General features: G+C 71.5%; 20 protein-coding genes and 1 riboswitch. Of the genes, 12 read left to right on the top strand and 8 right to left on the bottom strand.

The window, feature by feature from the left end:
* Position 1 precedes the first annotated feature (1 nt).
* Both OHS16_RS06705 and OHS16_RS06700 read left to right on the top strand, forming a co-directional pair.
* Complete coding sequence (locus OHS16_RS06705; RefSeq protein ID WP_328536254.1) at positions 2 to 805, top strand: M23 family metallopeptidase; 804 nt, start codon at positions 2 to 4, stop codon at positions 803 to 805.
* Positions 806 to 1008: 203 nt separating this feature from the next.
* Positions 1009 to 1686, top strand: coding sequence for a GntR family transcriptional regulator (locus tag OHS16_RS06700; RefSeq protein ID WP_328536253.1), 678 nt, complete (start codon positions 1009 to 1011; stop codon positions 1684 to 1686).
* Between the two features lie 186 nt (positions 1687 to 1872).
* Here the strand turns inward: OHS16_RS06700 and OHS16_RS06695 are convergent, their stop codons facing one another.
* Positions 1873 to 2154 carry an HPr family phosphocarrier protein gene (locus OHS16_RS06695; protein ID WP_328536252.1) on the bottom strand — a complete coding sequence of 94 codons (282 nt, stop codon included), beginning with the start codon at positions 2152 to 2154 and terminating at the stop codon, positions 1873 to 1875.
* A 126-nt stretch (positions 2155 to 2280) separates the two neighbouring features.
* Here OHS16_RS06695 and OHS16_RS06690 point away from each other — a divergent pair, with 126 nt between their 5' ends.
* Genes OHS16_RS06690 through OHS16_RS06675 form a run of 4 tightly spaced genes read left to right on the top strand, consistent with a single transcriptional unit; the run spans position 2281 to position 7643 of the window.
* On the top strand, positions 2281 to 5121 hold the full coding sequence (locus OHS16_RS06690) for a bifunctional acetate--CoA ligase family protein/GNAT family N-acetyltransferase (protein WP_328536251.1): 2841 nt from the start codon (positions 2281 to 2283) through the stop codon (positions 5119 to 5121).
* A 52-nt stretch (positions 5122 to 5173) separates the two neighbouring features.
* The gene (locus OHS16_RS06685) at positions 5174 to 5761 is read left to right on the top strand and encodes a DUF5998 family protein (protein WP_328536250.1); all 588 of its coding nucleotides are present in this window, start codon (positions 5174 to 5176) and stop codon (positions 5759 to 5761) included.
* Complete coding sequence (locus tag OHS16_RS06680) at positions 5761 to 6948, top strand: alkaline phosphatase family protein (protein ID WP_328536249.1); 1188 nt, start codon at positions 5761 to 5763, stop codon at positions 6946 to 6948. Before OHS16_RS06685 ends, OHS16_RS06680 begins: the two co-directional genes overlap by 1 nt.
* 44 nt (positions 6949 to 6992) lie before the next feature.
* On the top strand, positions 6993 to 7643 hold the full coding sequence (locus OHS16_RS06675) for a thymidine kinase (protein ID WP_328536248.1): 651 nt from the start codon (positions 6993 to 6995) through the stop codon (positions 7641 to 7643).
* Positions 7644 to 7664: 21 nt separating this feature from the next.
* Here the strand turns inward: OHS16_RS06675 and cobN are convergent, their stop codons facing one another.
* Entirely contained in the window at positions 7665 to 11264 is a 3600-nt protein-coding gene (gene cobN, locus OHS16_RS06670) for a cobaltochelatase subunit CobN (protein ID WP_328536247.1), read from the bottom strand.
* Between the two features lie 33 nt (positions 11265 to 11297).
* Positions 11298 to 11416, bottom strand: a riboswitch (cobalamin riboswitch).
* Between the two features lie 87 nt (positions 11417 to 11503).
* On the opposite strand from cobN, the gene cobG reads away from it, so the two are divergent.
* Genes cobG through OHS16_RS06655 form a run of 3 tightly spaced genes read left to right on the top strand, consistent with a single transcriptional unit; the run spans position 11504 to position 15017 of the window.
* Positions 11504 to 12844 carry a precorrin-3B synthase gene (gene cobG, locus OHS16_RS06665; RefSeq protein WP_328536246.1) on the top strand — a complete coding sequence of 447 codons (1341 nt, stop codon included), beginning with the start codon at positions 11504 to 11506 and terminating at the stop codon, positions 12842 to 12844.
* Between the two features lie 32 nt (positions 12845 to 12876).
* A complete protein-coding gene (locus OHS16_RS06660; protein WP_328540738.1) occupies positions 12877 to 13503 on the top strand; it encodes a precorrin-8X methylmutase in 627 nt (208 codons plus the stop codon).
* Complete coding sequence (locus OHS16_RS06655) at positions 13500 to 15017, top strand: precorrin-2 C(20)-methyltransferase (RefSeq protein ID WP_328536245.1); 1518 nt, start codon at positions 13500 to 13502, stop codon at positions 15015 to 15017. Before OHS16_RS06660 ends, OHS16_RS06655 begins: the two co-directional genes overlap by 4 nt.
* Here the strand turns inward: OHS16_RS06655 and OHS16_RS06650 are convergent.
* Positions 15002 to 15739 (bottom strand): cobalt-precorrin-6A reductase, encoded by a 738-nt coding sequence (locus tag OHS16_RS06650; RefSeq protein WP_328536244.1) that lies wholly within the window; start codon positions 15737 to 15739, stop codon positions 15002 to 15004. The two genes, OHS16_RS06655 and OHS16_RS06650, sit on opposite strands and share 16 nt — an antisense overlap.
* A 32-nt stretch (positions 15740 to 15771) precedes the next feature.
* Between OHS16_RS06650 and OHS16_RS06645 the strand changes: the two genes are divergently transcribed.
* Entirely contained in the window at positions 15772 to 16902 is a 1131-nt protein-coding gene (locus OHS16_RS06645; RefSeq protein ID WP_328536243.1) for a cobalt-precorrin-5B (C(1))-methyltransferase, read from the top strand.
* Positions 16903 to 16999: 97 nt separating this feature from the next.
* Here OHS16_RS06645 and cobM read toward each other — a convergent pair whose 3' ends face one another.
* The 3 genes from cobM to OHS16_RS06630 all read right to left on the bottom strand — a co-directional run bounded on the left by cobM (position 17000) and on the right by OHS16_RS06630 (position 19866).
* A complete protein-coding gene (cobM, locus tag OHS16_RS06640) occupies positions 17000 to 17749 on the bottom strand; it encodes a precorrin-4 C(11)-methyltransferase (RefSeq protein ID WP_328536242.1) in 750 nt (249 codons plus the stop codon).
* Positions 17746 to 18996 carry a precorrin-6y C5,15-methyltransferase (decarboxylating) subunit CbiE gene (gene cbiE, locus OHS16_RS06635; protein WP_328536241.1) on the bottom strand — a complete coding sequence of 417 codons (1251 nt, stop codon included), beginning with the start codon at positions 18994 to 18996 and terminating at the stop codon, positions 17746 to 17748. Before cbiE ends, cobM begins: the two co-directional genes overlap by 4 nt.
* A gap of 96 nt (positions 18997 to 19092) precedes the next feature.
* The gene (locus tag OHS16_RS06630; protein WP_328536240.1) at positions 19093 to 19866 is read right to left on the bottom strand and encodes a VOC family protein; all 774 of its coding nucleotides are present in this window, start codon (positions 19864 to 19866) and stop codon (positions 19093 to 19095) included.
* Positions 19867 to 20096: 230 nt separating this feature from the next.
* Between OHS16_RS06630 and OHS16_RS06625 the strand changes: the two genes are divergently transcribed.
* On the top strand, positions 20097 to 20924 hold the full coding sequence (locus OHS16_RS06625) for a sulfurtransferase (RefSeq protein ID WP_328536239.1): 828 nt from the start codon (positions 20097 to 20099) through the stop codon (positions 20922 to 20924).
* A 105-nt stretch (positions 20925 to 21029) separates the two neighbouring features.
* On the opposite strand, the gene sepH is transcribed toward OHS16_RS06625, so the two are convergent.
* Positions 21030 to 22076, bottom strand: a complete 1047-nt coding sequence (gene sepH / locus OHS16_RS06620; RefSeq protein ID WP_328536238.1) for a septation protein SepH — start codon at positions 22074 to 22076, stop codon at positions 21030 to 21032.
* Between the two features lie 497 nt (positions 22077 to 22573).
* Between sepH and OHS16_RS06615 the strand changes: the two genes are divergently transcribed.
* Positions 22574 to 23425 (top strand): hypothetical protein, encoded by an 852-nt coding sequence (locus OHS16_RS06615; RefSeq protein WP_328536237.1) that lies wholly within the window; start codon positions 22574 to 22576, stop codon positions 23423 to 23425.
* A gap of 45 nt (positions 23426 to 23470) precedes the next feature.
* Here the strand turns inward: OHS16_RS06615 and OHS16_RS06610 are convergent, their stop codons facing one another.
* Positions 23471 to 24787 (bottom strand): D-arabinono-1,4-lactone oxidase, encoded by a 1317-nt coding sequence (locus OHS16_RS06610; protein ID WP_328536236.1) that lies wholly within the window; start codon positions 24785 to 24787, stop codon positions 23471 to 23473.
* Positions 24788 to 24933: the final 146 nt, after the last annotated feature.

The following is a 24933-nucleotide window of genomic DNA, read 5'->3' as shown; positions in this document are numbered from 1 at the left end:
CATGGCGTTCACCCGCCCTACCGGTAAGCACCGCGCCCCGAAACGTCCGATCAGCAGGACCGCGACCGCCGCGGGTGTGGCGACCCTCGCCACGGCGGGCGTCATCGGCACTCTCGCCTCTCCGGCCATGGCCGACGAGGCCACGGTGTCCACCGCGCAGGACAGCCGCCTCGTCCGGACCATTCTCGTCGGAGACACCGTCGCCGACAGGATCGAGGCCCAGGCCACCGCTCAGCAGCACGAGGCCGATGCGGCCGCCGCCAGGGCGAAGGCCGAGGCGAAGGCGAAGGCGGCTGCCAGGGCGAAGGCCGAGGCGAGGGAAAAGGCCGAGGCGAAGGCCAAGAAGGAGCGCGAGGCCAAGCGACGTGCGGCCCGCGACGCGGCCCGCAAACGGCTGAACGCCTTTGTGGCCCCGGTAGCCGACTCCTACGTCTCGACCGGCTACAAGACCGGCGGAAGCCTCTGGTCCTCCGGCAGCCATACCGGCATCGACTTCCACGCGGCGAGCGGCACCCCGGTCCACGCCGTCGGCGCGGGCACCGTGGTCGAAGCCGGCTGGGGCGGCGCGTACGGCAACAACATCGTCATCAAGATGAACGACGGCAGCTACACGCAGTACGGGCATCTCTCGTCCATCGGTGTCTCGGTCGGCCAGTCCGTCACATCCGGCGGGCAGATCGGCCTCTCCGGCGCCACCGGCAACGCCACGGGTCCGCACCTCCACTTCGAGGCCAGGACGACCCCCGACTACGGCTCCGACATCGACCCGGTCGCATATCTGCGCTCGCACGGCGTCAACGTCTGACCGAGGTCCCCGCACCACCTGCGTTCCCGTAAGGCCCCGGCGCTCCGCGCCGGGGCCTTACGGGCGTCACGGCAGGCTGTCCGGTGGCCAAAAGATATCCATGGTTTACCGGACGCCGTCGGAAATTAACATGCTCTGTCATAGAGTCACCGAACAGGCGTCGGTCGACCGCGTTCCGCGGGGATGAAGGCGGAGGTTCGGGCATGCGTATTCCCGCGCATTCGGTGTGCACGGCAATTCGCGACGACATTATCGCGGGCGTCCTGGAACGGGGCGGCCGGCTGACCGAGGAGCCGCTCGCACGTCGCTACGGAGTCTCCCGCGTCCCGGTGCGCGAGGCGCTGCGGACCCTGGAGTCCGAGGGTTTCGTCGTCACCCGGCGCCACGCCGGAGCCTGTGTCGCGGAGCCGACCGAGCGGGAGGCCGCCGACCTGCTGGAGATGCGGATGCTCCTGGAGCCCATGGGGGCCGCCCGGGCGGCCCAGCGGCGTACCGAGGCCCATCTCAAGGTGCTGCGGGGCCTGGTGAGGCTCGGGCAGGAGCGAGTGCGCCGCGGCCAGGGCGAGGATCTGCGCTCACTCGGCAGCTGGTTCCACGAGACACTCGTGCAGGCGTCCGGAAGTGCGGCGCTGACCACACTGCTCACCCAGCTCCGGCAGAAGATCGCCTGGATGTACACCGTCGAGCAGCCCGTGCACCCCGGCGAGTCGTGGGCGGAGCACGGCGCCATCGTGGACGCGGTGGCACGCGGCGACGCCGAGCGTGCCCGCGTCCTGACCGCGCAGCACGCCGATCGGGCCGCGGCGGCGCACCGGCTGCGGAAGCAGGCACCCGTGAGGACTTCGCAACACGTTGTAAACATTGCGAGCGGGCTGAATTAACAGGCGTGCCGTATACAAAGGAAACGCATTCGTTGTGTATTTCGCGCGGGTTTTTCGCCGCTGCCCTTGTATTCGCCGCTGCCCTTTTATGTGACTTCCCGCTCCGGGGGACGGGAAAAGCAGAGCCGCAGCCCCGGATCGATCCGGGGCTGCGGCTCTGGTGTGCCGAATGCGGCGCGGGCCGCGTCAGACGGTCTCGGGGAGTTCGTCGAGACCGTCGGCGACCAGCTTCGCCAGCCGGTCGAGGGCGGCGTCGGCTCCGTCGGCATCGGATGCGAGGACGATCTCCTCGCCGCCTTCCGCGCCCAGGCCGAGGACCGCGAGCATCGACGCGGCGTTGACCGGATTGCTGTCGGCCTTCGCGATCGTCACCGGGACGCCGGAAGCCGTGGTGGCACGGACGAAGATGGAGGCGGGGCGGGCGTGCAGACCCTCGGCCCAACCGACCTTTACGCGGCGCTCAGCCATGGTGTTGCCCTTCAAGTTCTCTGACGGTTGTCTAGACCATTGTTGCATGGGGTGCGGAGTGCTCGGGTCCTGCGGGATCCCGCGCCGCGCCACCCCTCGTACCGTAGTGACCCGTAGGCTTTCCCCATGCAGCCCCCGCTGGAGCAGAACCCGCACCAGGAGTATCCGGCCCACTGGGAAGCCGACGTGGTGCTGCGCGACGGGGGCACGGCGCGGATCAGGCCGATCACCACCGACGACGCCGAGCGGCTGGTCAGCTTCTACGAGCAGGTCTCGCCCGAGTCGAAGTATTACCGTTTCTTCGCTCCCTATCCCAGGTTGTCCGCCAAGGACGTCCACCGCTTCACCCATCACGACTACGTCGACCGGGTGGGACTCGCGGCGACCATCGGCGACGAGTTCATCGCGACCGTCCGCTACGACCGGATCGGCGAGGGCGAGGCCGAGGTGGCCTTCCTCGTCCAGGACGCACACCAGGGACGGGGTGTGGCCTCCACACTTCTCGAGCACATCGCGGCGGTGGCCCGTGAGCGCGAGGTCGGCCGGTTCATCGCCGAGGTGCTGCCCGCCAACAACAAGATGATCAAGGTGTTCACGGACGCCGGGTACGAGCAGAAACGCAGCTTCGAGGACGGCTCCGTCCACCTCACCCTCGACCTCGAACCCACCGCGGCATCCCTCGCGGTGCAGCGTGCCCGGGAGCAGCGTGCCGAGGCCCGGTCCGTGCAACGGCTGCTGGCCCCCAGGGCGGTGGCGGTGGTCGGCGCGGGCCGGGCGCCCGGAGGGGTGGGCCGCACGGTGCTGCGCAACCTCCTCGCCTCCGGCTTCACCGGGCGCAGCTATGCCGTGAACCGCGCCTTTCCCGATGACCTCACCGAGGTGGAAGGGGTCCCCGCCCACCGCTCGGTCGCCGGGATCGATGACACCGTCGACCTGGTGGTCGTCGCCGTACCCGCCGAGGACGTCCCGGCAGCGGTGGCCGACTGCGGGGAGAGCGGCGTTCAGGGCCTGGTCGTGCTGGCCGCCGGTTACGCCGAGAGCGGCCCCGACGGGCTGCGCCGCCAGCGTGAACTGCTCCGCCAGGCGCGGTCGTACGGAATGCGCATCATCGGCCCGAACGCCTTCGGTCTCATCAACACATCCGAAGCTGTCCGGCTGAACGCCTCACTGGCACCCGAGTCGCCCGTCCGCGGGCGGATCGGGCTCTTCACCCAGTCCGGCGCGATCGGCATCGCGCTGCTCTCCGGGCTGCACCGGCGAGGTGCCGGGCTCTCGTCCTTCATCTCGTCGGGCAACCGCGCCGACCTCTCGGGCAACGACTTCCTGCAGTACTGGCACGACGACCCCGACACCGATGTGGCGCTGCTGTACCTGGAGTCGATCGGCAACCCCAGAAAGTTCACCCGGCTCGCCAGGCGTACGGCGGCGGTGAAACCGGTCGTGGTGGTCAAGGGCGCCCGGCACAGCGGCAGCGCACCGCCGGGGCACGCCGTTCCGGTCACCCGGATTCCGGACGCCACGGTCTCCGCGCTGCTCCGGCAGGCGGGCGTCATCAGGGTGGACACGGTCACCGAGCTCGTCGACGCGGGCCTGCTGCTCGCCGGCCAGCCGCTTCCCGCCGGCCCGCGCGTCGCGATCATCGGCAACTCCGAGTCGCTGGGACTGCTGTCGTACGACGCCTGCCTCACCGAACGCCTCCGTCCGCTGCCGCCGGTCGATCTGACCACCGGTGCGACCCCGGAGGACTTCCGCGACGCGCTTGCCGGGGCGCTCGCGGACAACGCCTGCGACGCGGTGCTGGTCACGGCGATTCCCTGGGTGGGCGACAACGGCGTGACGGAATCGGGCGATGGTGAAGTACTCGCCGCCGCGCTGCGGGAGGCGGCCGCGCACGCCCCCACCGCCAAACCGGTGGCCGTGGTCCACCTGGAGATCGGCGGCCTGGCCGAAGCGCTGGCCGCCGCCACCAGCACGGCGCCCGGATCCCAGCAGCAGCCCGCGCCCAGCGCCGGGCAGGCGCGGGAGGCCGGAGCACCGGAACATGCCGCTGCCCCCGCCGGTGGCGCCGGCGCCCCGGACGCCACAGGCCCGCGCCGGATTCCCGCCTATCCTGCCGCGGAGCGCGCCGTCCGGGCACTTGCGCAGGCCGTCAGGTACGCCCAGTGGCGCCGTCAGGCGGCCGACCCCGGGCGGGTCCCCGAGTACGACGACATCGACGAGGCGGGTGCCGCCGCCCGGATCGTTGCCCTGCTGGACACAGCCCATGTCGACGTCGCCCGGGGTCTGGCCCTCTCGCCCGACGACGCATGTGACCTTCTCGGCCTCTACGGCATCGAGGTCCTGCCCGTCCGGCCCGCGCCGGACGCCGACTCCGCTGTCGCGGCGGCGGACGCCCTCGGCTACCCGGTCGCGCTCAAGGCCACCGCACCCCATCTCCGCCATCGCCCCGACCTCGGCGGTGTCCGCCTCGACATCGTGTCCGAGGCAGGACTGCGCCGCGCCTACACCGAGCTCACGGGTGCTCTCGGTACGCCCGCCGAAGTCCGGCCGGTCGTCCAGGCGATGGTCCCCAGGGGAGTGGACACCGTTGTGCGGTCCGCGATCGACACCGCCGTGGGCGCCGTTCTCTCCTTCGGTCTGGCCGGCGCCCCGTCCGAACTGCTCGGCGACACCGCCCACCGGCTGGTCCCGGCCACCGACCGGGACGCCGCCGAACTGATCAGGACCATCCGGACAGCCCCGCTGCTCTTCGGGTGGCGCGGATCGGCGCCCGTGGACACCGCTGCCCTCGAGGAGCTCCTGCTGAGGGTGTCCCGGCTGGTCGACGACCACCCCGAAGTGGTCTCGGTCTCCCTCGAACCCGTCGTCGTAGGGGCCGGCGGCCTGTCCGTCCTCGGCGCTTCCGTCCGGCTGGCGCCACCGCATGCCCGTGACGACATCGGTCCGCGCCGCCTCCCCAGCTACTGAGGACCGTCACGGGAGGGCCGGAGCCCCGGGCCGGGGTCGTAAGATGGAGCCCATGGCAAAGACCGGTACGACGACCCAGGGGCTGCGCGCGGCGATCGAGCGCAGCGGCTATTACCCGGCCCTCGTGGCCGAGGCGGTGGAGGCCGCTGTCGGCAGTGAGCCGGTTGCTTCGTATCTGGTGCACCAGGAGACCACGTTCGATTCCAACGAGGTGCGCCGTCATGTCACGGTCCTCGTTCTCACGGGCAACCGGTTCATCGTCAGCCACACCGACGAACAGGCCGCCGACGGCGGCTCACCGACGCCGTTCGCCACCACGTCCACCGAGTCGGTGAAGCTCGACCGGATCTCCTCCGTGGTGCTCAGCCGTGTGGTGGCCAATCCGGAGAAGTACGTTCCCGGCACCCTGCCCCGTGAGGTCGTACTGACCATCGGCTGGGGCGCGGTCGCCCGGCTCGACCTGGAGCCTGCGGCCTGCGGTGACCCCAACTGCGAGGCGGACCACGGATACACCGGAAGCTCCACCGCCGACGATCTGAGCCTGCGGGTGAGCGAAGCGGGCGACGGACCTGACACCGTCCGCCAGACGCTCGCCTTCTCCCAGGCGCTCTCCGAGGCGACCGCGGCGGCCGGCCGCTGATGGCCCAGCCCGTCTGGCACGACCCGGACCCACTCGCCCTCTCCACCGCCCCCGTCCCGGAGTACGGGTCGGGGTCGCTCGCGGATCTGCTGCCGACGCTCGCCGCCGGCCAGGGCGTCCCCGGGCTCACCGCGGCGATTCCTGAGATCACCCCGGCCGACCGGAACTGTGTCTTCCTGATCGACGGTCTCGGCTGGGAACAGATCCGCGACCATCCGGACGAGGCCCCCTATCTGCACTCGCTGCTCGGGACGTCCCGTGGTGGCACGGGACGTCCGCTCACCGCGGGGTTCCCCGCCACCACCGCGACCTCTCTCGCCTCGGTCGGCACCGGTCTGCCTCCCGGGACACACGGGCTGACCGGATACACGACCCGCAACCCGGACACCGGCGCGCTGATGAACCAGCTGCGCTGGAAGCCCTGGACCGACCCGCACGTCTGGCAGCCGTACCCCACGGTCTTCCAGCTGGCCGACGCGGCGGGTGTGCACACCGCTCAGGTCTCGTCGCCGGACTTCCAGCACACCCCGCTCACCAAGGTCGCGCTCAGCGGCGGCAGGTTTCTCGGCCGCCTCACGGGTGAGGAGCGGATGGACCTGGCCGCCGCTCAACTCGGCGCGGCCGACCGCTCGTTGATCTACACGTACTACAGCGAGGTCGACGGCAAGGCGCACCGCTTCGGGATGGACTCGGATGCCTGGCGCGGCCAGTTGATGTATGCCGACCGGCTGGCCCAGCGCCTTGCCGAACAGCTTCCGCCCCGGTCGGCGCTCTATGTCACCGCGGATCACGGCATGATCGACATCCCGTTCGACGAGGAGTCCCGCATCGACTTCGACGAGGACTGGGAACTGGGCGCGGGCGTCGCCCTGCTGGGCGGCGAAGGCCGGGCCCGGCATGTGTATGCCGTGCCCGGAGCCGCTGCCGACGTCCTGACCGTCTGGCGCGAGGTGCTGGGTGAGCAGTTCTGGGTGGCCGGCCGCGACGAAGCCATCGCGGCAGGCTGGTTCGGGCCCTCCGTCGACGAACGGGTGCACGGCCGGATCGGCGATGTGGTCGCGGCCGCCCACGCCGATGTGGTGATCACCGCGTCCCGGCGAGAGCCGCACGAGTCGGTCATGGTCGGGATGCACGGCTCGATGACCCCCGCGGAACAGCTCGTCCCGCTGCTCGAAGTACGCTCCTGACACCGCGCCTCCCCCGCACAGAACCGAAAGGCTCCCACTCTCCTATGTCCGAGCTCGTGTTCTTCTCCGGAACCATGGACTGCGGGAAGAGCACGCTGGCACTGCAGATCGGCCACAATCGTGCCGCTCGCGGCCTCCAGGGTGTGATCTTCACGCGTGACGACCGGGCGGGCGAGGGCAAGCTCTCGTCCCGGCTGGGCCTGGTCACCGACGCGGTCGAGGCCGATGAGGGCATGGATCTGTACACCTATCTGGTCGACCACATCACCCGTGGCGGCCGGGCCGACTACGTGATCGTGGACGAGGCGCAGTTCCTCGCCCCCGTCCAGATCGACCAGCTGGCCCGGGTCACCGACGACCTCGGACTGGATGTCTTCGCGTTCGGGATCACCACCGACTTCAGGACCAAGCTGTTCCCCGGCTCGCAGCGGCTGATCGAACTGGCCGACCGGATCGAGGCCCTGCAGGTGGAAGCACTCTGCTGGTGCGGTGCGCGGGCGACCCACAATGCCCGCACGGTGGGCGGCGAGATGGTCGTCGAAGGCGCCCAGGTCGTGGTGGGGGACGTCAACCAGCAGGCGGACGAGGTCGGTTACGAGGTGCTGTGCCGGCGCCACCACCAGCGCAGAGTGACCGCCGAGGTGGCCAGGGCGGGAGCGCTGTCGCCCGATGTGCTGCCGGTCTCCGCGCCCTGACCGGCAGCACATCCGGCGTTCTCAGCCGTTGTCCTCCAGCTCGCCCTCGGTCTCGAGGAACACCCGGCGGAGCTCTTCGATCGCGGCCGGATCGGGCTCGGCCCACATCCCCCGGGACTCTGCCTCCAGCAGCCGTTCCGCGATGCCGTGCAGTGCCCAGGGGTTGGCCTCCTGGAGGAACGCGCGATTCTCCGGGTCCATCACATAGGTCTCGGTGAGCTTGTCGTACATCCAGTCGGCCACCACTCCGGTCGTGGCGTCGTACCCGAAGAGATAGTCGACGGTGGCGGCGAGTTCGAAGGCACCCTTGTAGCCGTGCCGGCGCATGGCGGCGATCCAGCGGGGGTTGACCACCCGGGCCCGGAACACCCGGGAGGTCTCTTCGACCAGAGTGCGGGTGCGGACCGACTCCGGCCGGGTGGAGTCACCGATGTACGCCTCGGGGGCCGAGCCCTTCAGGGCCCGGACCGTGGCCACCATGCCGCCGTGGTACTGGAAGTAGTCGTCCGAGTCGGCGATGTCGTGCTCACGGGTGTCGGTGTTCTTCGCGGCGACCGCGATGCGCTGGTACGCGGTCTCCATCTCGGCACGTGCGGGGCGGCCGTCCAGCTCTCGCCCGTAGGCGTAACCGCCCCACACCGTGTAGACCTCGGCGAGGTCGGCGTCGGTGCGCCAGTCGCGGCTGTCGATGAGCTGGAGCAGCCCGGCGCCGTAGGTCCCGGGGCGCGAGCCGAAGATCCTGGTGGTGGCCCGGCGTTCGTCGCCGTGCTGCGCCAGGTCGGCCTGCGCGTGGGCGCGGATGTAGTTGAGCTCGTCCGGCTCGTCGAGGGACGCGGCCAGGCGCACCGCGTCGTCCAGCAGACCGATGGTGTGCGGGAAGGCGTCACGGAAGAAACCGCTGATGCGCAGGGTGACGTCGATACGGGGACGGCCCAGTTCGGCGAGCGGAATGGTCTCCAGACCGGTGACCCGTCGCGAGGCGTCGTCCCAGACCGGCCGGATACCGAGAAGGGCGAGGGCCTCCGACACGTCGTCGCCCGACGTGCGCATCGCGCTGGTGCCCCACAGCGAGAGGCCGACAGAGGTCGGCCATTCTCCGTTGTCGGTGCGGTAGCGCTCCAGCAGGGAGTCGGCGAGGAGTACACCGGTCTCCCACGCCAGCCGCGAGGGCACGGCCTTCGGGTCGACCGAGTAGAAGTTCCTTCCGGTCGGCAGCACGTTGACCAGTCCGCGCAGCGGTGAACCGGAGGGACCCGCCGGTACGAAGCCGCCGTTCAACGCGTGGACGGCATGGCTGAGTTCATCGGTGGTGGCGGAGAGCCGGGGCACCACCTGCCGGGCGGCGAAGTCGAGGATGTCGGCAACCTGCTGGGAATGCCCCGATGCGATGCCGCCCACAGTGGCCGGGTCCCAGCCCGCGTCCTCCATCGCCTGGACGAGCGCGCGGGCCTGCTCCTCCACCTCGTCCGCCGTGGTGCGGGTGGCGGCGGACTCGTCGAGACCCAGTGCCTCGCGCAGACCCGGCAGTGATGTCGTGCCACCCCAGATCTGCCGGGCGCGCAGGATGGCGAGGACGAGGTTGACCCGGTCGCCGCCGGCCGGAGGATTGCCCAGTACATGCAGGCCGTCGCGGATCTGTGCGTCCTTGATCTCACAGAGCCAGCCGTCGAGATGCATGATGAACTCGTCGAAGCCGTCGTCGTCCGGGCGGTCATCGAGGCCGAGGTCGTGGTCGAGTTTCGCGGCCTGGATGAGCGTCCAGATCTGGGCCCTGACAGCCGGCAGTTTGGCCGGGTCCATCGAGGCGATGGCGGCGTGTTCGTCGAGGAGCTGCTCCAGGCGGGCGATGTCCCCGTACGACTCGGCGCGGGCCATCGGCGGTACCAGATGGTCCACGAGCGTGGCGTGCACCCGCCGTTTGGCCTGGGTGCCCTCGCCCGGGTCGTTGACCAGGAACGGGTAGACGAGAGGGAGATCACCCAGCGCGGCGTCCGGGCCGCAGGCCGCGGAGAGGCCGGCGTTCTTGCCGGGCAGCCACTCCAGATTGCCGTGCTTGCCGAGGTGGACCATCGCGTCCGCGCCGAAGCCACCGTCCTCGCGGGCTGCCTGGATCCAGCGGTAGGCCGCCAGGTAGTGGTGGGAAGGCGGCAGATCGGGGTCGTGATAGATGGCGATCGGGTTCTCTCCGAAGCCGCGCGGCGGCTGGATGAGGATCAGCAGATTGCCGCGCCGCAGCGCCGCGAGCACGATGTCCCCCTCGGGGTTGGCGCTGCGGTCCACGAACATCTCGCCGGGGGGCGGGCCCCAGTGCCGCTCGACCGTGTCCCGCAGCTCCTTGGGGAGTTGGGCGTACCAGCGCCGGTAGTCGGCCGCCGGGATACGGACCGGGTTGCGGGCCAGCTGTTCCTCGGTGAGCCACTCCTGGTCGTGGCCGCCCGCATCGATCAGGGCGCGGATCAGCTCGTCGCCGTCGCCGGACTCGAGCCCCGGGACCGGCTGGTCACCGAAGTCGTAGCCGTCGGCACGCAGCCTGCGCAACAGGGCCACCGCGCTGGCGGGGGTGTCGAGGCCGACCGCGTTGCCGATCCGGGAGTGCTTGGTCGGATAGGCGGAGAGGACCAGCGCCAGACGCTTCGCGGGGTTCGGGATATGGCGCAGCCGCGCGTGGCGTACGGCGGTTCCGGCAACCCGCGCCGCCCGCTCGGGGTCGGCCACGTACGCGGGCAGACCGTCCTCGTCGATCTCCTTGAACGAGAACGGGACGGTGATCAGCCGACCGTCGAACTCGGGGACGGCGATCTGGCTGGCCGCGTCCAGCGGCGAGACACCCTCGTCGTTCTCCTCCCAGGCGCTGCGTGAACCGGTCAGACACAGCGCCTGCAGGATCGGCACGTCGAGCGCGGCGAGAGCACCCGCGTCCCAGGCCTCCTCGTCGCCGCCGGCCGACGCGGTCGCGGGCTTGGTGCCGCCTGCCGCGAGGACCGTGGTGACGATCGCGTCCACACCGCCGAGCGCATCGAGCAGTTCGGGTTCGGGGGCGCGCAGCGAGGCGACATAGAGCGGGAGCGCCCTGCCTCCGGCATCCTCGACGGCGCCGCACAGCGCGTCGATGAACGCGGTGTTGCCGCTCATGTGGTGGGCCCGGTAGTAGAGCACGGCCACCAGGGGGCCCGTGGCACCCCCACGGGCGGTGCGCTCCAGCGGCCCCCAGGTGGGGGCGGGGGCGGGCGGGTCGAAGCCGTGGCCGGTGAGGAGCGCGGTGTCGGAGAGGAAACGGGCCAGCTGTTCCAGGTTGGCCGGGCCGCCGTGCGCGAGATAGGCGTGCGCCTCGGCCGCGATACCGACGGGAACAGTGGAAGCTTCCATCAGCTGTGCGTCGGGGGCCTGTTCGCCGGTGAGAACCACCACCGGCCGGTCACCCGCCAGCAGCAGGTCGATGCCCTCCTGCCAGGCGCGCAGACCGCCGAGCAGGCGCACCACGACAAGGTCCGCACCATCCAGCAGGGCGGGCAGTTCGCTCAGATCGAGCCGGGCGGGGTTGGCGAACCGGTACGGCACAGGGCCGCCCGCGGCACGGGCGCTGAGCAGGTCGGTGTCGGAGGTCGACAGCAGCAGGAGCATGCGGCGTCTGGCCTTCCTCGGGGTCCGCGCCCCGGGCAGTGAGAGGACGGCGGGAGTTCCTGGCTCATCCGGCTCGCACCGGACTCACAGTGGCGGGACCACGCCGGATTCTCACCGGGCTTCCTCCCCTGACGCCGTCTTCGGCGTTGACGGGCCGGGTGACCCGTCGAGACGATAGTAAGGGCCGGAGCCCTGACGTGGGGCAGTCGCCCGGTGTGATGGTCGGTATGCTCGCCGCCATGCCACCGGCCAGCTCGTCCGCCACGACCGGCGACGACTCCTCGATACGGGACAGCGGCGACGCCTGCCCCGGCGCACTGCGCCTGCACCCGGCCGATGACGGAGCTCTGGCCCGGATCCGGATTCCGGCGGGAGTTCTGACCGCGGACCAGGCACTCGCACTGGCGGACGCGGCAGAGCGGCTGGGCGACGGACGCCTGGACATCACCTCCCGCGGCAACATCCAACTCCGCGGGCTCGGTGCGGACCGCGGTGCGGAACTGGCCGGTCTCCTGACAGACACAGGTCTGCTGCCCGCGCCCCGGCACGAACGCATCCGCAACATCGTTGCCTCACCGCTCTCGGGACTCGACGCCGCACACCCGGGGGACGGAACGGACCGAACGGACGTACTGCCGTGGGTAATCTCACTCGACCGTTTTCTGTGTGACGACGCCACGGCCCCCGCGCTGTCCGGTCGCTTTCTCTTCGCCTTCGACGACGGACACCAGGACGTGGCGGCGCTCGGCGCCGACGTGACGGTATGGGCCGGGCCGGACGGGCAGGCACTGATACGTCTCGGAGACGGCCCGGAGGCAATCCGCGTCGCGGCGCGTGACGCGGCCAGGGCCGCGCTGCTCGCTGCGGAGATCTTCGTCGAAGCCGCCGAACGGAGCGGGACGCGAGCCTGGCGGATCCGTGAACTCACCGGCTCCCAGCTCCTTTTCGCCACGTCGACGACGGAATTCGCCCGGCGCCTCGAAGCCGATGGCATCACTGCCGAGCTACTGGCGACTGCGCCTTCGGGCCCCGCTTCGGCGCCGCAGCCCGGCATCGTCGCAGGGCTGGACGGCCGCAGCGCACTGTCCGTTGCGGCGCCGCTCGGACGGCTGACATCCGGACAATGGCGGCTGCTGGCCGGTGCTGCCACCCGCCACGGCAGCGGTGAGCTGCGCGTGACACCCTGGCGGGGCCTGGTCATCCCCGCTCTGCCGAGCGCCGAGGCGCCCGGGTCGCTGTCCGGACTCGCCGAAGCCGGCCTGATCACCACGACCGCGTCCCCCTGGTGGGGGGTGGGTGCCTGCACCGGGCTGTCCGGCTGTGCCAAGTCCCTGACCGATGTACGGACCGACGCAGCCGGCGCCGCCGCCGCGGGACACGGCGGGCTGCCCGTCCACTGGTCCGGCTGCGCGCGCCGCTGCGGTCACCCGCCGGGGGACCGGGTGGATGTGGTGGCCACACCCGACGGCTACGACGTCTCGGCGCCCGGTTCGTCCGGAGCGCGGGGCGTGCCCGTAACGGAAATCGCCGACACGATCGCGGCGGCCCGCACACCGTCCGTGCCTCAAGCCAAGCCGTAGAGAGTTGCCGTAGAGAGATGAGCGAGAACACCGTGTTCGAGTACGAGAAGGACGGGGCGGCCATCTACCGCCGGTCCTTTGCCACGATCCGCGCCGAGGCGGACCTCGCGGGGCTGCCCGCCGATGTCGCCCAGGTCACCGTGCGGATGATCCATGCCTGCGGCATGGTCGACCTGGTGCGCGACGTCTCGTACACCCCTGCCGTGGTGGCGAACGCCCGCGCGGCTCTGCGTGCCGGCGCACCCATCCTCTGCGATGTCGCCATGGTCGCGAGCGGTGTCACCCGCAAGCGGCTTCCGGCGGACAACGACGTGGTGTGCACGCTGTCCGACCCGTCGGTCGCGGACCTCGCGGCCCGGATGGGCACGACCCGCAGTGCCGCGGCCCTCGAGCTGTGGCGCGACCGCATGGAGGGAGCCGTGATCGCCGTCGGCAACGCACCCACCGCGCTCTTCCGGCTCCTCGAGATGATCGAGGAAGGCGCCCCCCGGCCTGCCGCGGTCATCGGTGTCCCGGTCGGTTTCATCGGCGCCGCCGAATCGAAGGACGCACTTGCCGCGCATCCTTCGGGTCTTGACCATCTGGTGGTCCGCGGACGGCGCGGCGGCAGTGCCATCGCCGCCGCGGCGATCAACGCGATTGCGAGCGAAGAAGAGTGAGCACCCAGAACGCGCGGCGCCCGGAACAGCCGGGGCGTCTGTACGGCGTCGGGCTCGGCCCCGGTGACCCCTCGCTGATGACGCTGCGGGCCGTGCAGGTCATCGCCGCGGCCGATGTGATCGCCTATCACAGTGCCCGGCACGGCCGGTCGATCGCCCGCTCCATCGCCGCGGAGCATCTGAGACCCGACCACATCGAGGAGGCGCTGGTCTACCCGGTCACCACCGAGGCCACCGACCACCCGGGCGGCTACCGGGGCGCGCTCGACGAGTTCTACGAGCAGGCATCCGCCCGTCTCGCCGCACATCTGTCGGCCGGGCGCACCGTCGCCGTGCTCGCCGAAGGCGATCCGCTCTTCTACGGCTCGTACCAGCACATGCACAAGCGCCTCGCCCACCGGTTCCCGACCGAAGTGATCCCGGGAGTCACCTCGGTGAGCGCAGCGGCCGCCCGGCTCGGCGAGCCACTGGTGGAGGCCGAAGAGGTACTGACGATCCTTCCGGGCACCCTGCCGGAGGAGGAGCTGACGGCGCGGCTCGCGGCGACCGACTCGGCTGTCGTCATGAAGCTGGGCCGGACCTTCCCTTCGGTGCGGCGGGCGCTGGAACGCTCCGGCCGGCTCGACGAGGCCCGCTACGTGGAGCGCGCCACCATGGCGGGGGAGCGCACCGGCCGGCTGGCCGACGTGGCCGCGGATTCGGTGCCCTACTTCTCGGTCGCGGTACTGCCGAGCCGGATCGACGCGGTCCCCGCGACGAGTGAGCTCGGCGAGGTCGTGGTCGTGGGCACCGGGCCCGCGGGTCCGCTGTGGCTGACACCCGAGACCCGGGGGGCGCTGTCGGCCGCCGACGACCTGGTGGGGTACACCACGTATCTGGACCGGGTGCCGCTGCGGCCGGGCCAGCTCCGGCACGGATCCGACAACAAGGTGGAGTCGGAACGCGCCGAGTTCGCCCTTGACCTGGCCAGGCGGGGCCGCCGGGTGGCCGTGGTGTCCGGCGGGGACCCAGGAGTGTTCGCCATGGCCACCGCGGTCCTCGAGGTCGCGTCGCAGGACGCCTACCGGGGCGTGCCGGTACGGGTACTGCCCGGGGTGACCGCCGCCAACGCGGCCGCCGCCAAGGCGGGCGCCCCGCTCGGCCACGACTACGCCACCATCTCGCTCTCCGACCGGCTGAAGCCCTGGGAGGTCATCGCGGAACGGCTGCGCGCCGCGGCCTCGGCCGACCTGGTCCTCGCCCTCTACAACCCCGGCTCACGCAGCCGTACCTGGCAGGTGGGCCGGGCACGCGACCTGCTGCTCGAACTGCGCGCACCGGACACCCCGGTGGTGCTGGGCCGCGACATCGGCGGCCCCGACGAGTCCGTGCGCATCGTCCGGCTGGCCGATCTCGACCCCGACGAGGTCGATATGCGCACCCTCCTCATCGTGGGTTCCTCGCAGACCAGGACCGTCCGGCGGGCGGACGGCGAGCAGATCGTCTGGACGCCTCGCCGTTATCCGGAGAAGTGAAGGACCCAGGCGGCCGCCTCCTGTGCGGTGGCTGCCACCGGGACATCCAGGGGCACAGGGGGGCGGCGTACCAGCACGACCGGGATGCCGGCCTCCCGCGCCGCCCGGAGTTTGGGAGCGGTGGCCGCGCCCCCGCTGTCCTTCGTCACCAGCACATCGATGCGATGGCGGGCCAGCAGCTCACGCTCCCCGTCCAGGGTGAACGGGCCGCGGTCGAGCAGCAGCTCGGTCTGCCGCGGCCGCGGCAGACCGGGTGCGTCCACCGACCTCACCAGGAACCAGAGCCCGTCGAGTCGTGTGAAAGCGGCGAGCCCCATGCGCCCTGTGGTGAGGAACACCCGGCTGCCCAGCACGGGCAGCGCCTCAGCGGCATCCTCCAGCGAGCCCACCGGATGCCAGTCGTCGCCCGCGGCGGCAGTCCAGGAGGGCCGGCGCAGGGCCAGCAGAGGAACATGGGTGGTGGCGGCGGCTGCCGCCGCGTTGAAACTGATCGTCCCGGCGAAAGGATGAGTGGCGTCGATGAACGCGTCCACCCGGCGTTCGCGAAGCCAGCCCGCCAGGCCCTCGGCCCCGCCGAAGCCCCCGACGCGTACCTCGCCGGGCGGCATTCTCGGACTCGCCACTCGCCCGGCGAGCGAGCTGGTGACCCGTACCGGGCTGTCGTGCAGGATCTCCGCCAGGCGGCGGGCCTCGGTCGTACCACCGAGGATCAGTACATGCATCGAGGACGGTCCATCCATGAGTGAGGCGCGCGGTGACTGACGAGGCGGGCAGGACGGCGTCCGGAGGACGCAGCGCCCAACTCAAGCACACAGGTCTGCGGTCGGGATGGACGACCGGTGCCTGTGCGACCGCGGCAGCCACTGCCGCGTACACGGCCCTGCTGACCGGTGACTTTCCCGACCCGGTGACCATCACCCTGCCCAGAGGCCAGACCCCCGCGTTCGCGCTGGCGGCGGAGGAGCTGGCCGCGGACAGGGCCATGGCGGGCATCGTCAAGGACGCGGGTGACGATCCGGACGTCACCCACGGCGCACTGGTCCGTGCCACCGTGCGGACGCTGCCGGCCGGCGCCGGAGTGGTCTTCAGAGCCGGGCCGGGGGTGGGCACGGTCACCCGGCCGGGACTCCCGCTCGACGTCGGCGAACCCGCGATCAACCCGGTGCCTCGCACGCTGATGCGGGAGCACACCGCCGCGGTCGCGGCGCGTCACGGAGGCAGTGGCGACGTCGAGATCACCGTCTCCATCGACCACGGTGAAGAGATCGCCCGCTCCACCTGGAATCCCCGGCTGGGTATCCTCGGGGGCCTCTCGGTCCTCGGCACGACGGGTGTCGTCGTCCCCTACTCCTGCTCCGCCTGGATCGACTCGATCCGCCGTGGCGTCGACGTGGCCCGTGCGGCAGGCCGTACCCATGTCGCGGGCTGTACCGGATCGACCTCGGAGAAGACGGTCTTCGCCGAGTACGGGCTGCCGCTGGACGCCCTCCTGGACATGGGGGACTTCGCGGGAGCCGTACTGAAATACGTCCGCAGGCACCCTGTGGACCGTCTCACCATCTGCGGCGGCTTCGCAAAACTCTCCAAACTGGCCGCCGGGCATCTGGATCTGCATTCGGCGCGCTCGCAGGTCGACAAGGACTTCCTCGCCGTGCTGGCCCGCCGCGGCGGCGCGGACGACAGGCTGGCGTCCGAAGTGGCCACCGCCAACACGGGGCTCGCCGCACTTCAGTTGTGTGCGGCAGCGGGGGTGCCGCTGGGCGACCTGGTGGCGGTGACCGCCCGCGATCAGGCGCTCGGCGTGCTGCGGGGGGCGCCCGTCGCGGTGGACGTCATCTGCATCGACCGAGCGGGCCAGGTGGTCGGGAGGGCGGCGCCGCGTTAGCGCCGTGGCAGGCACCGCGCGCTCCGCCGCGCAGACGTTGCCGCCCGGCACCGGCGCCGAGCCGCTCCACCGCTGGAGCCCCCGCCTGCACCCTTGTTCAGCAGCTGTGCCGCTCGCGCTCGACCGAGTACAGATGGCTGTCCCTGAACTGGGCCGCTCCCAGCGTCCGTCCCACCATGATCACCGCGGTGCGGACCACACCGGCCGCCTTCACCTGACCGGCGATGTCGGCGAGCGTGCCGCGCAGCACCAGCTCGTCCGGACGCGAGGCCATCGCGACGACCGCCGCCGGACAGTCAGCCCCATAGTGCGGCAGCAGCTCCGCCACCACCCGGTCCACGTACCTGGCCGCGAGATGCAGCACGAGCAGCGCCCCGCTGCGCCCCAGGGTGGCCAGATCCTCGCCCTCGGGCATCGGCGTCGCACTGTGCGCGATCCGCGTGAGAATGACCGTCTGCCCCACCGTGGGCACGGTCAGCTCCCGCTTCAGCGCGGCCGCGGCCGCGGCGAAAGCGGGCACGCCGGGCACCACCTCGTAGGGCACTCCGGCCGCGTCCAGTCTGCGCATCTGCTCGGCCACGGCGCTGAAGACGGAAGGATCTCCGGAGTGCAGCCGGGCCACATCGTGCCCCTCACGGTGTGCGCGTACGGACTCCGCCGTGATCTCGTCGAGATTCAGCTGGGCGGTGTCCACCAGGCGGGCGTCCGGCGGACATTCGGCCAGCAGTTCACGCGGCACCAGGCTCCCCGCGTAGAGGCAGACCCGGCAGGACGCGAGCGTGCGGGCGCCGCGCACCGTGATCAGGTCGGCGGCGCCGGGACCGGCACCGATGAAATACACCGTCATCGTTGTTCTCCTGCGTGAGGGGCTCTCTTGGTGACCGACCACTGGGTGACCGGCATGGCCTGACGCCAGCCGGTGAAGCCGCCCACCGGGACCGCGTGCGAGATCCCGATCCGTACCAGTTCGCCGCCGTGGCTGCGGTACCGGTCGGCCAGCAGGGCCTCGGACTCCAGCGTCACGGTGTTGGCGACCAGCCGCCCGCCGATGGGCAGTGCGTCCCAGCAGGTGTCGAGCAGACCGGGAACGGTGAGACCGCCGCCGATGAACACCGCGTCTGGCGTGGGCAGTCCGGTCAGCGCGCCAGGTGCACCGCCGGTCACCACGCGCAGTGCGGGAACGCCGAGCGACTGCGCGTTCCGGGCGATGCGCTCGGCCCGTACGGCGTCGCGCTCGACCGTGACGGCACGACAGGAGCGGTGCGTACGCATCCACTCGACCCCGATGGACCCGGAGCCTCCGCCGATGTCCCAGAGCAACTCGCCCGGGGCGGGCGCGAGTACGGCGAGGGTGGCAGCCCTGACATGCCGTTTGGTGAGCTGACCATCGTGCTCGTACGCATCGTCGGGCAAGCCGGGAGCGGCACCGAGACGCGGCGAACCGCCGGCGCGGCGGCATTCGATCGCGACGACGTTCAGCGGATCGCCCGGCTGCTGCGACCAGGTGTCCGCGATGCCGTCGACGCGCCGCTCGTCCGGGGACCCGAGCTGTTCGAGTACGGTGAGCCGGCTCGGCCCGAACCCGTTCTTCCGCAGCAGCGCGGCCACTTCGGCGGGCGTGCCGGGGCCGGCGCTGAGCACCAGCAGCCGGCGCCCGCCGTGCAGTTCGGCGGCGAGACCGCTGATCGGGCGGCCGACGAGCGTGACCACTTCGGTGTCCTCCACCGGCCACCCCAGACGGGCGCAGGCGAAGGAGACGGACGAAGGGTGCGGCAGGATCCGCAGTTCCTCCGCGGGCAGCACCTCCGACAGCGCCCTGCCGATGCCGTAGAACATCGGGTCGCCGCTCGCCAGTACACAGACCCGGCGGCCCCGGTGGGCCGCGAGCAGGCCGGGGACCGCGGGCCGCAGCGGGCTGGGCCAGGCCGTGCGCGCGCCCGGGCACTCATCGGGGAGGAGCGCCAGCTGTCGGGGGCCGCCGATCAGAACCTCCGCCTCTCGCAGCACGGCCCGTGACCGTTCCGTGAGCCCGTGCCAGCCGTCGGCACCGATCCCGACGACGGTCACTGCTGGTGCGGGGCGCGCGGAGTTCACTCGATACCTCAGGGTCGGAGGGGACGGAGCGGAACTCTACTGGCCGGTTGGGAGCGGCCGGCCCGCGGGTGCGGTCCTGCGCCGCACCCGCACCGGTCAGCGCGTCGAACGGACGATCGTGAAGACCGCGCCCTCCGGATCCGCGACCGTGGCGAGCCGGCCGGTCTCACCCTCGTGCGGTTGCTGGAGCACCTGGCCACCCAGCTCGGCCACCCGGCGCGCGGCTTCGTCGGTGTCCGCCACCTCGAAGTACGTCATCCAGTGCGGACCCCTGTCGCGTGGCAGCGCCTGACCCACACCGTGCAGCGAGGCGACTGCCCGGCCGTTCAGGGAGAGGGTCAGATAGTCGAAGTCGGCCGATACGACAGCTTCTGTCCCGTAGTTGAAGACCGCCTGGTAGAACTTGCCGACGGATACCGTCTCCCGTGTCACCAGCTCGTTCCACACCGGTGTTCCCGGGGCGCCCGCCGTCGCGGCGCCGGCATGGGCGGCCGCCTGCCAGATACCGAAGACCGCACCCGACGGATCGGACCCTATGGCGAGTCGGCCGGCCTCGCCGGCGTCCAGCGGGCCCACCCCCACCGTGCCTCCGCAGTGCCTGATGGTCTCCGCGGTGGCGTCGGCGTCATCGGTCGCCAGATAGGTCGTCCAGGCGATCGGCAGATGCTGGTCGGGCGGCATCTGCCCCAGGCCGGCGACCTCCTTGCCATCGAGCAGCGCCCTCACATACGGGCCCAGTTCGCCGGGGCCCGGCCGGAAGTCCCAGTTGAACAGTGCTCCGTAGAAGTCCTGGGTGGCCGATAGCCCGTGCACTATCAGGCTGACCCAGCAAGGGGTTCCGGGCACGTGCCGAGAGACTGCCTCGGTCATCTTCGCTCTCTCCTCGGACCATGGGTGGTGGCCTTGCGGGGGCGGTATGCCGTCCCCCGCCCAGATGGTTCCACCACCTGCCGCGCGACGCGCCACGGCCGCGCCGTATTTTGCACGTTCCAGCAGGAGGATGGCTGATTTGGTATTCCTCAGCCGTTTCCCGTCGTTACGCACGGGCGTTGTACGCGGGCGTGTACGTACGATCGGCGCTCTGGGTGAGGATGGTCCGTATGACACCCATCATCTCCGCCGCCGGACTCGCGAGGGAGTCCGAAGGCCCCAGGCCTCCGGTGCTCCTCGACGTCCGGTGGCAGCTCGGCGGTCCGAGTCTCCGGTCCGCCTACGCCGCGGCGCACATCCCCGGCGCCGTCTTCGTCGACCTGGATGCGGAGCTGGCAGGTCCCCCCGGCGCGGGCGGCCGTCATCCGCTGCCCGATCCGGTGGCCTTCGGCGCGGTGATGCGCCGGGCAGGCGTCCGCGCGGACACCCCGGTCGTGGTGTACGACGGCGGGCAGGGCTGGGCTGCGGCACGCGCCTGGTGGCTGCTTCGCTGGACTGGCCATCCGCAGGTCCGGGTACTGGACGGTGGTCTCGCGGCCTGGTCGGGGCCGCTCTCGGCGGAGATCCCGGAACCTGCGCCGGGCGACTTCGTGCCGGTCCCGGGATCGGTGCCGCTGCTCGACGCGGACGGTGCGGCGGAGCTGGCCGGCAAGGGGGTGCTGCTCGACGCGCGTGCGGCGGAGCGTTACCGCGGCGACGTGGAACCGATCGACCGGGTCGGTGGACACATCCCGGGCGCGGTCTCGGCGCCCACCACAGCGAACACCGGCGAGGACGGCCGCTTCCTGGCCCCCGGCCGGCTCACGGCGCGCTTCGCGGGGCTCGGGGCCGCGCAGGGCGCTGAGGTCGGGGTCTACTGCGGCTCGGGCGTCTCCGGGGCACACCAGGTCCTCGCCCTGGAGATCGCCGGCATCCCGGCGGCTCTGTACGCGGGCTCCTGGTCGGAGTGGTCGTCCGACCCGTCCCGTCCGGTGGCCACCGGCCCCGACCCGCGGTAGGTCCGCCGAGGCGCGAGACACGACACGTGGGCCGCACGCGATGCGTGCGGCCCACGTGTCCGGTGCCTGCTCCCGTCCACGGCGGATGCTCAGGGGGAACAGCCCTCAGTCCTGCTTCTTGCGCCGGGTTCCGAAGACGATCTCGTCCCAACTGGGCACGGCCGCCCGGCGTCCGGGGCGGACTCCGTCGGCCTCGGCCTGCCGGTCGGTCGTCCCGGTGAGCCGGTCGCGGTGCCCGGCCACGGCGCGCGGCATCAGGACATCCGCGTAGGCCGAACCGGCGCCCGCGGATGCCGCCGGCGGCTCCTCCACCTCCGGCTCCTGCGCGGGCTCGGCCGGCGGAAGCTCCGGCGCGGGCCGCTCGGGGACGATCATGTCGCCCCGGAAGCTCGGTACCGCCTCCAGCAGGCTGGTCAGCGAGTCCCGCTCACCGCTGCTTTCTTCCGGCTCGGGGGGAGAGGGCGCCAGCGGGCGTTCCATCTGCCGGTCCAGAGCACGGTCGAGCGGCCGGTCGCGGGGCAGCCTGGCGATCCGGGGCACGAACGGGAAGCTCGGCTCGGGCGCCACCAGCGAGTCGTCGGACTCCCCGATCAGCGACCGCGCCTCGTCGTCCATGGCCTGCACCAGGCGGCGCGGCGGATCGTAGGTCCAGCTCGCCGAGTGCGTCTCGGTGGCCACCCGGTAGACCAGCAGGACTTCCCAGGTGCCGTCGTCGCGGCGCCAGGAGTCCCAGAGCACGGTTTCCCGTTCGGCTCCACGCAGCAGCAGCCGCTCCTGCACGGCTTCGCCGAGCTGAGGTCCGGTCCCGGTGTTCTCGCCTGCCCGCCGCACGGGCGTCTTGCGTGCCCGCTCGGCCATGAAAGCGCGCTCAGCGAGTACCGGGCCCTCGAAGCGTCGGACGCGGTCGACCGGAATCCCGGCCATCTGGGCGACCTCTTCCGCGGAGGCGCCTGCTCGTATACGTGCCTGAATGTCGCGGGGACGGAGGTGGCTCTCCACCTCGATCTCGATCTGGCCGAGGCGGGCGCGGTCATTACGGACCGCCGCACGCAGCCGTTCGTCGATCGGAAGCGTGTACTCCGTACTGTCCGCAGCTTTGAGCACCAGTCGTGTGCCGTCATTCGAGACGGCCACGACACGCAGTTCGGGCATGGGAACCTCCCGGGTGGTGCCTGCCGACGTCACGTGCGTCGCTGCTTCCGCTAGTCGAGTGTGGCCTGCCCGGGTGCGGCACGCCACAACCTTGCCGAGTTGCCCGGCGTGTCGGGCCTCGGCCCTGGATCGCCGTTATGGCACGGTTACCTGTTTGCGACACAGGGCGACCATTCGGTCACTCTGCGCAGCAGGCGCCCGTGCGGTGCCACGGCGCCGCCGGTTCGAGTGCCGCCTTCGGCCCCCTCCCGTTGATCCGGACACCCCTGAGGGAGGCCGGGCCCAGGGCTCGCCACAGTACTCCATTCGGACCAAGTGGGTGGACGGCTCGCCGTCGAAGTTCTGGCGGGTCAAGGGAGTTGGAAGCCGGTACGTGCGCACCGAGTATGCCCTCGGGTGTCATCCTTCACACAATCGCCCGAAATGGAACTATCTACTTCGCTCATATGTCCCTTTCTGGTGCAGGGTGCTAGGACACGGACAAACAGAGGTTGGGGATGGAGCAGAAGCCGGCCGATGAGGAAACCAGCAAGCCGAGGAGGAAGCAGCTCGATCTGAGCGTGCCGCAGGTCGCGGGCAGCGCGTTCGCCGCCGTCATGGCGGCGGTACTGGCATCGAAGCTCGGCGTCTACGGAACGATCATCGGCGCGGGCCTGGTGAGCGTGATCGCCACCTGCGGCGGCACGGTGTTCCAGCATCTCTTCCGGCGCACCGGGGAGCAGATCCGCGAGGTCAGGGTCCAGGTGAAGCCGAAGGTCCTCAAGGTCCCGGTGCACAGTGCCCCGGGGGCGCGGGACCCCGGAGCGGTGCCCGCCGCGGTCGCCGGACCGTGGCCGGAGGATGCGAGGAACGGCGCCGCCCCGGCGCTCCCGGACGACGGGTACACCGCGCCCACCGTGCACGGCACCCGGGTGCGCGGCTGGAAGCGTTCCTCGATCGCGGCTGTCGTGGCCTTCCTCGTGGCCATGACCGGAATCACCGGCTTCGAGCTGCTCTCCGGGCACGACCTCGACGGCGGCATCGGGACGACGGTGGGCTCCGTGGTCCACGGCGGCGGCGCGGGAAGACCGGCGCCGTCCACCACTCCCACGGGCACCACGCACCGTGAGAGGGACGGAAACCGCGGTCAGGACGACGGCGGGAGCCGCAGCCCTGAGCCCACGCCGAGCGGCAGTGCCGGGAACAGCCGGCAGCCGGAACCCGATCCGGGCAAGAGCGGTTCGACGACCGGGCGGGACCCCAGCCCCGCACCGTCGTCACCGGGCGCGGTCACGCCGTCGCCGACGCCCTCGCAGTCCGCGACGGGTGACGGCTCCGACGCCACCGGCACGAGCACCCCCGCGGGCTGACGGGCAGCGGCGGTCGGACCGGCCCCGGCCGGGTTCCGGCCGGGGTCAGTCGCCCAGGACCCGGCGGAGGTAGCCGTTGGTGAAGAGCCGGTCCGGATCCAGCCGGTCGCGCACCGCCGTGAACTCCCCGAACCGCGGATACACGCCGGCCAGGTATGCGGCGTCGCGTGTGTGCACCTTGCCCCAGTGCGGCCGCCCGCCGTGCGCGGTCATGATCCGTTCCACTGCCGTGAAGTAGGCCTGATGCGGAGTGCCCCGGTACAGATGCACCGCGATGTACGCGCTCTCCCGGCCCGACGCCGTGGAGAGCGCGATGTCGTCCGCGGGAGCGGTGCGCACCTCGACCGGGAAGCTGACCCGCAGGGGCGAGCGGTCGACCATCGCCTTCACCTCGCGCAGCGCGCCCATGGCCGCCTCGCGCGGAAGGGCGTACTCCATCTCGACGAAGCGCACCCGGCGCGGACTCGTGAAGACCTTGTACGGGATGTCCGTGTACGTCCGGGCGGAGAGCGCGCGGCTGGAGACCCTGGCGATCGAGGGGATCGCCGCGGGGACCGCCCTGCCCAGTGAGCAGGCCACCTGGAACACGCCGTTGGACAGGAGTTCGTCCTCGACCCAGCCGGACAGCCTTCCCGGTGGAGCGGCGGGGCCCGCGCTGCGGTTGTTGCGCTTGGTGTTGCAGTTGCCGGTGTGCGGGAACCAGTAGAACTCGAAGTGCTCGTTCTCCGTGACGAGCTGGTCGAACTCGCCGGTCACCCGGTCGAACGGCATCGGCTCCTCGCGGGCAGCCAGCAGAAAGCCCGGCTCCACGGCGAAGGTGATCGCGGTGATCACGCCCAGGGCGCCCAGGCCGACCCGGGCGGCGGCGAAGACGTCCGGGTTCTCGGTCTCCGAGCACGTCAGTACAGTTCCGTCGGCCGTCACCAGTTCGACCGCACGGATCTGCGCGGATATCGAGGCCGATTCGCGCCCGGTGCCGTGGGTGCCGGTACTGGTGGCCCCCGCCACCGTCTGATCCATGATGTCGCCCATGTTGGTGAGGGAGAGCCCCTCACGGGCCAGGGCCAGATTCAGCCGCTTCAGCGGGGTGCCCGATTCGACGGTGACCGTACCGGCCGCGCGGTCGATCAGCCGGATGCCGGTGAGCAGCTCCGGCCTGATCAGTACCCCGTCGGTCGCAGCTGTCGCAGTGAAGGAGTGACCGGTGCCGACGGCCTTCACCTTCAGGCCGTCTTCGGCCGCCTTCTTCACGGCGGCGGCGAGTTCCTCGACCGACGCGGGGGTCACTTCCCGCACCGGCCGGGCGGTGACGTTCCCCGCCCAGTTGCGCCAGGTGCCCGACGTCCTCGATGTCCCGGTCATCCGCCCGCTCCCCTCGTACCCACGGCGCCGGCCGGTGCGGCCTGCGGTCCCGGGCCACACCATCACGTCGCGGGGCGCTGCGCCATGGCCGGAGGGGCAGATTCCCGGCCGGCTGGACGGGGATCCTGTTCAGCACCGCCGCTGGA

Origin of the sequence: Streptomyces sp. NBC_00344 (assembly GCF_036088315.1) — a bacterium.
In the GTDB taxonomy this organism is placed as follows: Bacteria; Actinomycetota; Actinomycetes; order Streptomycetales; family Streptomycetaceae; genus Streptomyces.
The sequence above is the reverse complement of the archived record's forward strand: the minus strand, read 5'-3'. Positions and strand labels throughout refer to the sequence as shown.